General features: G+C 56.8%; 12 protein-coding genes and 2 pseudogenes. 5 read left to right on the top strand and 9 right to left on the bottom strand.

Annotation, left to right across the window (positions count from 1 at the left end; translation table 11 throughout):
- Window positions 1-45 precede the first annotated feature (45 nt).
- The 9 genes and pseudogenes from J7U39_RS28525 to J7U39_RS28480 all read right to left on the bottom strand — a co-directional run.
- A complete protein-coding gene (locus J7U39_RS28525) occupies window positions 46-1,281 on the bottom strand; it encodes a type II toxin-antitoxin system HipA family toxin (protein ID WP_168300979.1) in 1,236 nt (411 codons plus the stop codon).
- Window positions 1,274-1,867 carry a helix-turn-helix transcriptional regulator gene (locus J7U39_RS28520; RefSeq protein ID WP_205919140.1) on the bottom strand — a complete coding sequence of 198 codons (594 nt, stop codon included), beginning with the start codon at window positions 1,865-1,867 and terminating at the stop codon, window positions 1,274-1,276. Before J7U39_RS28520 ends, J7U39_RS28525 begins: the two co-directional genes overlap by 8 nt.
- A gap of 147 nt (window positions 1,868-2,014) precedes the next feature.
- Entirely contained in the window at window positions 2,015-3,091 is a 1,077-nt protein-coding gene (locus J7U39_RS32055) for a hypothetical protein (RefSeq protein ID WP_246826340.1), read from the bottom strand.
- 23 nt (window positions 3,092-3,114) lie between these two features.
- Window positions 3,115-3,873, bottom strand: coding sequence for a DUF5677 domain-containing protein (locus J7U39_RS28505; protein ID WP_246638656.1), 759 nt, complete (start codon window positions 3,871-3,873; stop codon window positions 3,115-3,117).
- Window positions 3,874-4,098: 225 nt separating this feature from the next.
- A complete protein-coding gene (locus J7U39_RS28500; protein WP_168300985.1) occupies window positions 4,099-5,088 on the bottom strand; it encodes a hypothetical protein in 990 nt (329 codons plus the stop codon).
- 15 nt (window positions 5,089-5,103) lie between these two features.
- Window positions 5,104-5,598: a hypothetical protein gene (locus J7U39_RS28495; protein ID WP_105439464.1), complete on the bottom strand. Its 495-nt coding sequence runs from the start codon at window positions 5,596-5,598 to the stop codon at window positions 5,104-5,106.
- A gap of 22 nt (window positions 5,599-5,620) precedes the next feature.
- Complete coding sequence (locus J7U39_RS28490) at window positions 5,621-6,721, bottom strand: XRE family transcriptional regulator (RefSeq protein ID WP_105439465.1); 1,101 nt, start codon at window positions 6,719-6,721, stop codon at window positions 5,621-5,623.
- Between the two features lie 12 nt (window positions 6,722-6,733).
- Window positions 6,734-7,357, bottom strand: coding sequence for a hypothetical protein (locus tag J7U39_RS28485; RefSeq protein ID WP_168300991.1), 624 nt, complete (start codon window positions 7,355-7,357; stop codon window positions 6,734-6,736).
- Between the two features lie 85 nt (window positions 7,358-7,442).
- A pseudogene (locus tag J7U39_RS28480) lies at window positions 7,443-8,517 on the bottom strand (RHE_PE00001 family protein); the annotation flags it as partial.
- A gap of 230 nt (window positions 8,518-8,747) precedes the next feature.
- Here J7U39_RS28480 and J7U39_RS28475 point away from each other — a divergent pair.
- From J7U39_RS28475 to J7U39_RS28455, 5 genes and pseudogenes are all read left to right on the top strand, one after another.
- Window positions 8,748-9,233, top strand: a complete 486-nt coding sequence (locus J7U39_RS28475; protein ID WP_210633114.1) for an AAA family ATPase — start codon at window positions 8,748-8,750, stop codon at window positions 9,231-9,233.
- 132 nt (window positions 9,234-9,365) lie between these two features.
- Window positions 9,366-10,313 carry a GNAT family N-acetyltransferase gene (locus tag J7U39_RS32300; protein ID WP_210633113.1) on the top strand — a complete coding sequence of 316 codons (948 nt, stop codon included), beginning with the start codon at window positions 9,366-9,368 and terminating at the stop codon, window positions 10,311-10,313.
- Between the two features lie 18 nt (window positions 10,314-10,331).
- Window positions 10,332-10,727, top strand: a pseudogene (locus J7U39_RS28465) (NUDIX domain-containing protein); the annotation flags it as partial.
- 18 nt (window positions 10,728-10,745) lie between these two features.
- Window positions 10,746-11,204 (top strand): GNAT family N-acetyltransferase, encoded by a 459-nt coding sequence (locus tag J7U39_RS28460; protein WP_210633221.1) that lies wholly within the window; start codon window positions 10,746-10,748, stop codon window positions 11,202-11,204.
- Between the two features lie 51 nt (window positions 11,205-11,255).
- Window positions 11,256-11,435, top strand: a complete 180-nt coding sequence (locus J7U39_RS28455) for a hypothetical protein (RefSeq protein WP_210633112.1) — start codon at window positions 11,256-11,258, stop codon at window positions 11,433-11,435.
- The last annotated feature ends 17 nt before the right edge of the window (window positions 11,436-11,452 follow it).

The following is an 11,452-nucleotide window of genomic DNA, read 5'->3' as shown; positions in this document are numbered from 1 at the left end:
TTCATCCTTGGCGGTGGGGCATCATCTTCCGATGATGCCATTTTTCTACGTGGCTTCGTTGAATTCCCGATACAGCTCGATTGTGGGCAGATGTGCATCGATAGTCTCGCGCACCTTCGCGGCCATCGGCAGGTTGTTTTTCTCGTTTTTCCACACATCCATAAACCGTTCGACCGTCTCGCGTGCTGTGTCGAGGACCAGCTTTTCGGACAGCGCCGACTTGGCTGCCAGATGTGCAAGCTCATCCTTGGATAGCTCCGCCATTCTTTTCGTGCGTGAAAAGTTAAGCGCCGCCGTATCCTCTCCCTCGATATAGGGGATGGTCGATAGCAAATCGTAAGCCGGCGAGAGCGCAGGAGTGCGGCGATCGGGGTAGATCAGAGACCAATTTTTCAGATGCATGTCACCATTGCCGATCAGTGTGCTGAAGACCAACCGGCGGATGAACTCCGCCACGTCGGCCGTGCTCGTCTCGATGCCGAGGACGCGGGCGATCATCCGGTAATTGCCCTTGCTGTACTTGTCATCCGGCTTCACGCCGAACACTTGCGCAAAATCCTCGATGTGTACCGGGCCCTCCGGTGTACGGTCGAAACGTCTAATAGCGAGCGCTTGCCCATGCAGTTCGCCCACGCCCTGTGGCAAGCCGCTAACTGCATCCAGCTCGACCAACTGGATCTCCGGCACGTCCATGCCCATCATGCCGGCGATGGTCATCATTGAGAATTCGTTTTCTGGCACGCCGCTATACTGCTGGGAGGGCAGCTTTACGATCCATGATCCACCTGTACCCTCGGCCGGAATAGTCAGGCCACCTCCCTTCGTGGTGTTCTTGAAGGCCGAGAATTTCAGCTGCACCCCGGCCAGCGAAAAGCGCAACGCATTCGGTCGCGCTTCGACAGAAGCCTGCTCATCATCAGGCGGCAGGTCATCGCCGTCGGAGGGGTGTACCGTTACCGCACCAGGCAGGTCGCGGCCGAGCATCCAGAGCAGGAAAAACTCCCGCGTCTGTTTTACGCCGGCGCGCTCGGCGAGGTATTTGCGCAACGGGCCTTCCGGCAACAGGTTCGAAAAGAACGGCGGGACCACCATGTTATACGGACGGAACTTCGTAACCAGTGCGCCGAACGGGTCCTTGAATGACAGGCTGAGTGTGGGCCGCTTCTCGTCTTCGATATAGGCCTCGTTGAATGCGAAGATCGAGCGGCCATCCTGCAGGTTCGTCAGGGTGGCGACTGGTTCGCCGTTTAGCTTGACATCTAGCACCGTGACTTTAGGCATCGTCGTCCTCATCCAGTGCGTAGGCCGAGCGCGGGACCGCGTCATCGCGGTCGCGATGCACTGCGGCGTTGCGCAGCTGTCTTATCTCGCGCGCGATTGCACCCATTTCTTGCCGTGACATCTTATCGGCCCGGGAAGTCTCCAGGCGCTCGGCTGCGCGCTTGAGCATGTCCAGCTCGTCAGGGGTCAAAGGCAAATGCCGAAGGAGGGCCAGGCTATCCTTGAATATGTCCGCGTCGGCCCTTGTTCCAGCCCCATCGCCGAACTGCGCCAACCATCGCTCGAGACGAGCCACAAGTTTGCGCTGGTCGGATGTAAGGACGTCATTTGACGTCGAGCTGCTATCGAGGATATTGCGGATCGCCGGCATCAGCTTCTTTGGCGCAAGTACGATCTCGAGGTCGAGTGCACGCGCCACATCCACCAGGCTGCCTAGTCCGGGCTCCATCGTGCCCCGTTCGATCTGGGAAATATGGCTTTGCGTCAGGCCCGAACGTGCGCTCAGCTCACGCTGGCTTACTTTCTGCCCTTCCCTGGCAGCGCGTAATTGCTGCGTTATATGCTCTGTCTTGTATGCCACGATCATTATCCTGCATCACATGATACCGTCTATACAAGATAATATATAGAAAACTCCGCAGAGGAGTGCAACATTGATATACAGAACCGCATCGCTCAGATGGTTTATATATAATCATATATCGGCGCAACGATGCAGGCTCATAATACGGATCTAGCCTCTGTAACCACCCATCAGGATGCGCAACAGATCGGCCTGTGCAGACCCTGCCGGCATCGTATCCGCTGTGAAAGGGACATTGATATAGGCCTGCCCGTCAGGTTGCGGCTGGCAATGCACGCCGAATTCCTCGAAAAGCTGGAACCCGACCGCACCAACATCGATCAGTGCATCATAGCTCGGCCAGCCCCAACGCGTATCCCATAGGCCGCGCAGCTGCTCCACCAGCCGGCCGATGGCCCTGACAAAAGCCTGATCCTCGGTCGGCAATTCGGGCGCTACCTCGCAGAGGGTGTCGTATTCGTTCATCCCGTCCAGATGGCCGAACAGGTAGGATGCGATCCGCAAGGGCTCAAGGATGACGATACCGACTTCCTCAAAGACCCGCACCACATTACCATGCAGGCGATAGGACCGGATGGCATCGCGCGCCCTGCTACGGCAATCCTTCAGCCGGACGGCCAAATTGTCGCGGAAACGGGCTTCCTCGTTGACCGCGAACCCCGCCGACAAACGGCAGACTGCATATTCACCCCAGCAGGCTTCGGCGAAATGCTGCTCGTGATCGCGGATGAAATATCCGGTCGGCGGACGAAAATGGATGCCAGGGAATTGGTCCTCGCGAAAGGCGTTTTCTTCGACATGCGCGCATTCATGGGCGATGATGGCAATGGCCGTACGGAAATCCTCTTCGTCGCGATCGGCCTCCTCGAGCACAATCGGGCATACCGGACCCGCCGACAAAACGATATGCGTCTTAACGGCGTCGCCACGCATGACCACGATACTCTTTCCGACGCCGGCCAAGTCCTCGTCATTGGTACGGCTCAACGGCGCCAGCCCTTCGACGCCGCGATCGAGGTCACGCAGCGCCTCGTCGTAATCGACCGCTACGGTCACACCGTCGAGCGCGCTGATATCGATATATTCCCCGACCTCGCGCAGAATGTGGAACATCTGCTGCCCGAGGCATTCGGCGCCGTACTGGTTGGTGATGCCCCGTACCGTCACCTGGATCTGCGGAAGCGTGGAGGCAGGCACCTCTTGTCGCGGCGTGTCGCTCGTATCCATATTAGCCCCTCACTCCGCTCGCCTCATGCGGTTTCACCCAGCTGCGCCTGCCCGCCAGCGGCAAGCACCTTATAGCGGGCATGCAGGTCATAGAATGCTTCGTCGCCCACCATGGTGGGTATCATGCGCACAAGGCTGAAGACGCACAGCAAAACGGCGAGGCCGAGTATGTTCAGCGTCTCCTGCAGCTCGTCTTCCTCCAGCAGAGGATCGAGGCTGAACAATGCGGTCCCGTCCGCCAGGAACGAACGATGCCGTAATAGCGAGCTGTAGGTGACATGTGCCGTGTCGGCGGAGATCTCACGATACATGTGCGCCATGCGCGGGAACTGGCTGTCCTTGCTCAGGTCACTCGGCTTTAACTGCGCGCCCTTCTTGTCATTCAGGAATTCCTGCAGCAGCTTACGCGACCCGGCATCAAGGTCCGTCTGCATGTCCTTAAACGCCTTGGCTCTCGACCATTTACTCTTGGCTTCGTCATCCTTGAGCGCCTGCAGATAATCAGGCTTGCGGCGCGCCGCATCCATATGGATCGCGCATTCGACGACCTTGCGGCAGGTACTGCGCACATCGAGCACCTTATCATGCTCAGCGAGCAACAATGCCGTGTCGAACAATGTCAGGGCACGGGCGAACAGCGCGAATTTCACGAACAGCAGTTCGGGCTCTTCGCTTTCCGGCGCATCGAAGCTGTCCACGTCCGCGAGCTTCGACGCAGCCATGCGGAAATCCCTCATCCATCGCAGCCATGCTTCATTTATCTGGGGCTGATCATCATTCATGCGATTCTTCCTGGTTGCCACCGGTACGTGCGGAGTCAAATAGCTATCCCGGAGGATAATCCCACCGCCAAATGGTTCAGCGGAATGCGATGCGACTATGCGATAATCAGGAAGTCGGAAGCCGTCAGCACCAAACCTTTGTCAGAGAGGCGAACTGGACCGCAGCAGCCTTTCCGTACTGTCAGCCTCATACTGGAGAGCACCCGTGTCTTTATGTGGCCATTCCTACATCGTGGCGGACGTGAACGGAATGCGGAAGCCGCAATTACCGTGCCCGTCCCATTGGAAGAAGAAGCCACCCTCGCCCAGCACATCGATGATGATCTCGCCGATCGGTGCGAATTCGCTTCGATCTTCCCATTGCCCGTACCTGGACCACAGTTCTCTTAGCGCGGTGCGCAGCCTTTCGAAAAACGGGGCGAACCAATGCCCTTCCAGCGCCCCGCGGACCGCAGGCACATCGTCTATCGTCAAGCCGTGACCGTCCATATGGCCGAGCAGATAGCTGCCGCTCGTCATCAGGTTCTGGTAATACCGCACGACCTCGGAGAGTATTCGGTCATGGTCGTGATCGGTGCGATAGCGCGGGATACATTCGTTTGCCCGGTTCATCGTCTCGTCGAGATGGGTGATGAATGCATTGGTGTAATCCTGCAGAGGATCTCGGCCGAACGGGGCTGCGATACGGCACGCCGCATACTCATCCCAGCAGGCGTTTTCGGCCTGCCCTTCGCAGGCATCTGCGGCATCATCGTAGATTTTTTTTAGCAGCGTATCGGGGAACGCCTTGTCAGTCGTCATGGTGAGTTCGACATGTGCGCAGTCATGAGCGAGCAGATGCAGGGAATGGGCGTAATGCTCATCTTCCTCGTCCTGCAGTGAATAGATATAGGCAGCGTTCAGTACCAAATGCGATTTGAGAATACCGTCTCGAATGACGCTCGGCGCCATCGCAACGCCTTCGACCAGCTCGGAACTGGGCGTTAGGCGGTGGTCCGTTTCATATCCTCTATCGAGTGCGAGAAGCGCTTCCTTGTAATCGACGGCGATAGTGATGCCGTCCAGCCGCTCGAGATTGATGTAACGGCTCAACTCCCGCACATAATTGCCGACGCAATAGGCGAGCTTCTCTCCTGCTTTTTCTTCCATGCCTTGGACTGAAATACAAATGCTGGGCACGGTGATCGGTCGCTCTTCCTCGATGATCTCAGTCATGCTTCCTCACGCTGCCTACAAGTGCGTCTTGGCCCAGACCAGCGCGGTCAACGCCCCTGCCCTTGCCTCTTCCACGGATGCGAATTCCTTGTTGCCGCTGCGGGTCGCACCGTTCTTGCGGTTCGTTACCACCACGCCAAAGCCTGCATTTTTGGGGAATACCGTCAGATTATACCCTTCGGTGTTGATGTAATCATTGCCCTTGGCCGACCGTTTCCACGAGCGCTCGGCCCATGTCTTACGGCGTTTGGCGAGGCTCCTTAATCCCCTCTCCCGTTCTTTCGGACGGGCATAGTCCTCTTCCATATGTTCGGCACAGACGCAGCCAACGGCCAATGATTCCGTGGTCTGGCCGTGCTCCATATAATGGACGTAGCGGATGTTGACGCTTTCGCACATTTCGCAAAGCTGGGAAGGCTCACCCAAATCCTCGATCCCGACACATGACCATCCCTTTTTGGGCACCCCAGCTTCGGACCATTTGCCATGACTCGTATGATCCCTGGTCATCGCGTCCACTCAATCTTGACCTCTATTTCACGATACTGAGCTTTGAGCGTCGGACTTCACTACCCTCATTGTCGGTACCGTGCTGGGGCAGAATACAAAATAAAAGTCGTTCGACCTCAGTCATTGGAAGCGATAGCTCATCGGCAACGTCCACGAGACTTTTCCGCTCCGCCCAAAGCTGGGATAAAACCTTCCCCCATAGCACAGACGTTTCCCTGGGGATGCCATCAGGTTCGCTCGTGCGATAACCGCGTTTCCCAAGCTCGATACATATGGAACGGTATTGCCATTCGGAGAGCATGGGTCTGGTAAGATGTGCCAGTCGGTATGCCAGCGCCATTGCCGAGACGCGCCACCTTTTCTTCGCCCGTAAAATGAGATCAGCCGTTATAAGACGGGGCATTCTGACCCTAACGTCTTCCTCCGGCATTAGAAAGGCGGAAGCGAAGCGGTTTGCCTCCACCTCGGCCGTGCGTGTATCTTCGTCCGCACCTGAGGTTTGGCCATGCCTGTGCAGGACCAAATGGCCCAGTTCGTGAGCCGCATCAAAAATACTACGCTCCGCCGATTTGAACGAATTCAGAAACACATACGCTTTGTCATTTTGCCAGAACGAGAATGCATCGACATTTGCCGTGGTTTCTTCTAGCCCCAGGACGCGGATGCCTTTGGCCTCCATCAGTTTCATCATGTTTGCGATGGGTTGGTAGCTGAGGCCCCAGTGCTGGCGGAGAGCATCGGCGGCAGCTTCAGGTGTCAATTCCGGGTCGAAATGCGGCAAATCCAACGCCGGTAGATTGTATCGATTTTCAAGCCACTCATAAACTTCGACCCCGTTATCGCCTGCCGAGAGGGCAGCGTTTCGTTCTTTCGCGGTCATGCTCGACAGGCTTCGAAAGCTGACGATTTCTGCTGAAAGGAGTGCCGGGTCTTCCTTGAAGAAAAACTGCACGGGATAACCGAGAACCTCTGCGAGTTTCTCAAGTGTTCCAGAATCAGCCTGGTTCTGACCGGTTTCAAGCCGCGTGATTGTGACCGGCGATACGCCGGCCTTTTCTGCCAGTTCCTTCGCTGTCAGCTTCTGCCGTTTTCTGGCGAGGCTGAGTCTCTTTCCATTGAACATGATTGTTCGGCTTTATTTTCGACTGACGACGATATCCAGATCCGGATCGTTGGTCGGTTCATTGATGCCAAAATCGACCGTGTCCAGATCGCCACCCTCAATCAAAAATACGCGATCGATACAGCGAAGGAATTGGCCATTCTTCACCACAGGTAAGCTGAGTTCCATTGCGCCAAACTGATCGACCATCAGGTAATATGTTTTGTGGTCTCCATGAAACTTGACCACGCTGATAGGGAGGTCGATACCGGCAGCTTCAAACATATCGCCACAAGCCACGCGTTCGGAGCCAGCGCCTTTTCGAGACCGCGCTTTAGGATCCGCTTTGCGGCAGGCTTGATTGACATTTGCAAAGAGAACTCGAAGCTTGAGGACATCATTGCGGATGCCTTCCACACCTTCCTCGCTAAAGATCTCCCAATTTCCACCGAGGTTTTCGGCTCGAAGGCCCTTCACTCCGTCCATATACGCGAACATGCCGGCGGCATTGGTGGGATGCAATGGTGAGGCAGTAGCAGCAGCAGCAAGTGCGTGATGACCTGCCGCGATCAATTTCTCACGCTCAAGTTCCAGACGAGCAAGGTAAAGGTCGCCAATCTCAGGATCAGTGATTGTCTCTGGGCTGATATTTTCCATGCCGCCTACTCATGTTAATTTTCTCAACCTCATTTGTGGAGGAAAAAATTAACATGGTCAAGCTAGAAGAATGAACTCGGCTAATTCACAGGACGCCCCACGCCCGAAACCTCCCCCTCCCCGTCATCTCGCGGAGCCCGAGCTCGCCGACAATCCGCCGCGCCGCCTGCGGCGTCACCCCGAGCGTCTTGGTGACCGTCCCGGCATGAACGAGCGGCGTCGCCATGACGAGATCGACAAGCTCCGGCAGTTTTGAAGACGTTCGTCTCCCCTGCAGCTTCCGCGCCATCATTTTTCGCGCGAGCGCCAGCCGGTCGTGCTCCTTCAGCCCGATCTCGGCGGCAGCGATCAGACCGTCGGCAATGGCCAGCAGCCGGACTTCTCGGCTGCGATGCCGGCGCCGGTCGACCGGGATGGTTTTCAGGCCGAGGTTGATCGCGGTGAGATGCGCGCCGGAGGTGATGCCGGCCTGGCGCAGGATCGAGGCAGCAAGGTGCCGGCCGAGCCAGGGCGCGTGTTACAGCACGTCGAGCGTATTCCAGGTATCGAGGGCGACGATAGCCTGCAGCACCGGCGGCAGATTCTCGGCCTGGCGCAGCACGGTTTGCCATTCCTCCAGCCGTGCGTCCTCGTCCCAGTCGAGGTCATAGGCGAGCGGGTCGCGATCCCGGGACCGACCTTTCGGTGCGACCGCCTCCTTCAGCACGGCGTCCGAGCGCGCCAGCACCGCATCGATGGCAGCCAGCTCGGCGTCGAGGACGCTGGCGTCGTCGCTGTCCTCCCTCTCCCCTTCCCCGGCCGCATCGGCCTGTGCCACGGCGTCTTCGCTCTCGGCCGCGCCATCTCCAAGATGCTACAGGCCACGCCTGCCCGGCAACGACGTTGTGGCGGCGCAGGCTGCGGAGGCCGTCGGGGCTGAGCGCCCAGCCGGACGGCTGTGCGGCAATGCGCCGGCGGGTGCGCATGACATCGCGGGCAATGGTCAGTTCGTGCGTCGGCGTGCGGATGTCGTGGCTGGCATCGTGCAGGACGAGGTCCTCGAGATGCACGAGTTCGCCGTCGATCCACAGCGAGGCGCAGGCATCGGCGAAATGGGATCGTTCGATCCATCCGCTCCCGACCTCCGAACGAGAAATCCGCTCGTCGAGACGGGCAAGCGCGGTTGTGGCTTTTACTTTGTCATTTCAAAACGCAAAATGTTATAAGCCCCGTAGGCTTAGCCGCCGAATGGAGATCAATTTTTAACTAACGATTTCAATGAAGGGCTGTCAACGGGCGGCTGCACAGGAGATCGCGGGAAAGGCCGCGGAATAAACTTGGCGCAGAAATCCAGACCCTGCGATAGCGGCTGAGTTCATTTCGACTCTATGCATTATGAGAAGGACAGATAATGGAGAGAGTTTTCATTGTGGGAAACGGCGGAAGTGGCAAGACCTGGCTGGCCCAGCAGCTGGCGCAAAGGCTCCGATATCCAGTATTCCATCTCGATGACTTTCATTGGCTGCCGAATTTCGCCGGAGAGCGCCCACGCGATGAACGCAATCGATTGGTGGCCGAGGCGGCGGATGGTAACTCGTGGATCATGGAGGGGATCTATGGTTCGATACTGAGGCAGGTGCTTTCGCGAGTGACAGCGTTGATATGGCTCGACATCCCCGACAGTGAATGCATCGCCAACCTTATACAACGTGGTCAAAGCGGTGGCGGAACCGACGAGCAGTTCGAGGAACTGCTAGAATACACGCGCGGTTACCGTCTTCGGAAAAACCATATAAATTCCTTCGATGCCCACGAACAGTTTTTCGAAGGACATTCTTTACAGAAGTTGAAGCTGGGCAGCCGCTCGGATGCTACAGCCTTCCTGGCGACCGTCTGAAGCGCATACAGGCCGGCCTGTAGCGAAATTCCCCATAGCTGCTTCGTCACAGGTTTTGTCGCATAACCTCACCTTGAAGTCAGGTTTTCCGGCAGCAGGTCGAGTAGTTAGTGATTTCTGTGGAGACCGTTGATGGCAGATGAGATCGATATAGAGTTATTTCGACAGCTTGAGCAGGAGTTACACAGGCCAGATATCCGCTCGTCCCGGGAAGCTGTCTCCGCGCGGCTTGCGGACGATTTTCTGGAGTTTGGCAGTTCTGGAAGGGTCTATGACAAGCATCTCACTATCAATTCCCTAGCTCAGGAAGTGCCTTCAGATCGTGTCACGTTGCCGGAGGTTCGCGATTTTGCCGCCCGGATAATCGCCAAAGATGCGGTATTGGTGCTGTATCGCAGCGTGCGGCAGGCGGATGGTGACCTTGCCGAGAGAACAACCCTCCGAAGTTCCCTATGGAAGCTGATCGATGGCCGATGGAGAATGGCCTTCCATCAGGGAACAATCGTGCCAACAGCTGTGCTTCGTTCAGCTCCTGCTATTCCGGGACGCAACGTTCTCCTTCGAACCGCCACCTTTGGTGACATCGACGCCCGCCTCGCCCTCGGGAACGACCTCGAGATTTTTCAAATGTTTGGGATTAGCAAGACGGCCGTGAAACCCATGAGCCGGGAAAAGGCAACAGGGTGGGTCCAAAGCATAATCAGCAACCCGTATGCCTGGGTAATCGAGGTGAATGGTAAGTTTGCCGGCGAAATCAGGTTGGACAGGGTGGATCGAACCGACAGGCGAGCGTCCATGGCAATCGGGATATATGATGCAAACATCCTCGGCAAGGGATATGGGAGCGAAGCTATCCGACTACTTCTGCAATACGCTTTTGCTGACTTGGGCCTGCATCGCATCAGCGTTCGCGTGCTCGCATACAACAAACGGGCAATACGCGCCTACGAGAAATGCGGTTTCATGATCGAGGGGCGGGAGCGGGAAGCAGCTTTTGTCGACGGATCATGGCACGACGACTTAATAATGGGAATTGTTGATCGCGAGTTTGTGAGGCAGCCATCTTCAACTCCCCACTGATCTAAACGCCGCCTGGGTATGGAGGGAGATGTTTTGATTGAGAAAGCCCTAATCTACGCAACTACTTCCCGGGGGCTTCTGGTATTTGACGAACCCGATTTCCCTGAAGTTCCCCTTCAGGTACCGGGAGGCACAGTCGAAGTCGGGGAGCAGATAATTGATGCCGCCCGCCGCGAATTCGGCGAGGAAACCGGACTGGTTGATCGAACGGGGTTTCGGCTGTTGGGAGACAGCCATCGCATCTTCGAGAGAGACGGGCAGCTTCACAACCTTCATCGCACATACTTTCATTTGCCGCTTGAAGAAAATCTTCCTGAGACCTGGACCCATTTCGAGGCCATGCCGTCCGGCGGCGGGACACCTATTTTGTTCCGGTTTTTCTGGATCGACATCGCTCTAGCGCAGGCGCGCCTTGACCTTGGCTCGGGAGAGATGCTGGATCGACTGCCGGCGATAGATCGCTACGATCTCTCTCTTGCCGAGAGCGCCGACGACCAATCAGCTTATCATCGGCTGCGGCGGACGGTGCTCTTTGAAGCCAGAGGGCGGTTCGATTATATCCCAGATGGGCCGGAGGAGATCAAAGAGCGAAATCTTTCCCTGCTTTTCAAGCTTGATGGGCAGGCAATCGGGACCGTTCGTCTCGATCAGAAGCCAGATGGAAGTGCAATCGTGCGTCTGGTGGCGATAGCACCTGATTTACAAAGGCGGGGTCATGGAACAGCCCTTTTGGAGCGGGTTGAACGCCTGGCGCTTGAACGCGGCATCAGGGAACTTCTCGTGCATTCCGCTCCCGACGCAGTCGGATTCTATGAGAAACTCGGCTTTTCAGCTTTCGAATTCGAAGCTGGCAATTTCAAAAGTGTGCAGTTGCACAAAGCGATCCAGTGATGCGCTCTGCCGCTCCGGGCTTTTTGCGAACCTTGATCGCTAGGATGGGTGATGGTCGACAGTAAGCTGGAACTGTTGCTCCTGCATGCGCTTCCTCTGGACGGAACCATGTGGGCCGAGCAGATGGAACTCCTGCCGGGAGCGACCTACGCCCCAACTCTCTATTCATTCTGTCAATCGGCGCGGAAAGTTGGCTCTGACTCACTTTTGATGAAATCAAGTGCTGGCTGATGTTGGTTTCACACAAG

This window comes from Rhizobium sp. NLR16a (genome assembly GCF_017948245.1).
Classification (GTDB): Bacteria; Pseudomonadota; Alphaproteobacteria; order Rhizobiales; family Rhizobiaceae; genus Rhizobium.
Note: the sequence above shows the minus strand (reverse complement) of the source record. Positions and strands in the feature narration are given on the sequence as shown.

Coding starts and splice junctions, on each gene's coding strand:
- J7U39_RS28520 (WP_205919140.1), bottom strand. CDS start 1,867: ATGATCGTGGCATACAAGACAGAGCATATAACGCAGCAATTACGCGCT.
- J7U39_RS28500 (WP_168300985.1), bottom strand. CDS start 5,088: ATGACTGAGATCATCGAGGAAGAGCGACCGATCACCGTGCCCAGCATT.
- J7U39_RS28455 (WP_210633112.1), top strand. CDS start 11,256: ATGGTCGACAGTAAGCTGGAACTGTTGCTCCTGCATGCGCTTCCTCTG.
- J7U39_RS28505 (WP_246638656.1), bottom strand. CDS start 3,873: ATGAATGATGATCAGCCCCAGATAAATGAAGCATGGCTGCGATGGATG.
- J7U39_RS28460 (WP_210633221.1), top strand. CDS start 10,746: ATGCTGGATCGACTGCCGGCGATAGATCGCTACGATCTCTCTCTTGCC.
- J7U39_RS28485 (WP_168300991.1), bottom strand. CDS start 7,357: ATGGAAAATATCAGCCCAGAGACAATCACTGATCCTGAGATTGGCGAC.
- J7U39_RS28475 (WP_210633114.1), top strand. CDS start 8,748: ATGGAGAGAGTTTTCATTGTGGGAAACGGCGGAAGTGGCAAGACCTGG.
- J7U39_RS32300 (WP_210633113.1), top strand. CDS start 9,366: ATGGCAGATGAGATCGATATAGAGTTATTTCGACAGCTTGAGCAGGAG.
- J7U39_RS32055 (WP_246826340.1), bottom strand. CDS start 3,091: ATGGATACGAGCGACACGCCGCGACAAGAGGTGCCTGCCTCCACGCTT.
- J7U39_RS28525 (WP_168300979.1), bottom strand. CDS start 1,281: ATGCCTAAAGTCACGGTGCTAGATGTCAAGCTAAACGGCGAACCAGTC.
- J7U39_RS28495 (WP_105439464.1), bottom strand. CDS start 5,598: ATGACCAGGGATCATACGAGTCATGGCAAATGGTCCGAAGCTGGGGTG.
- J7U39_RS28490 (WP_105439465.1), bottom strand. CDS start 6,721: ATGTTCAATGGAAAGAGACTCAGCCTCGCCAGAAAACGGCAGAAGCTG.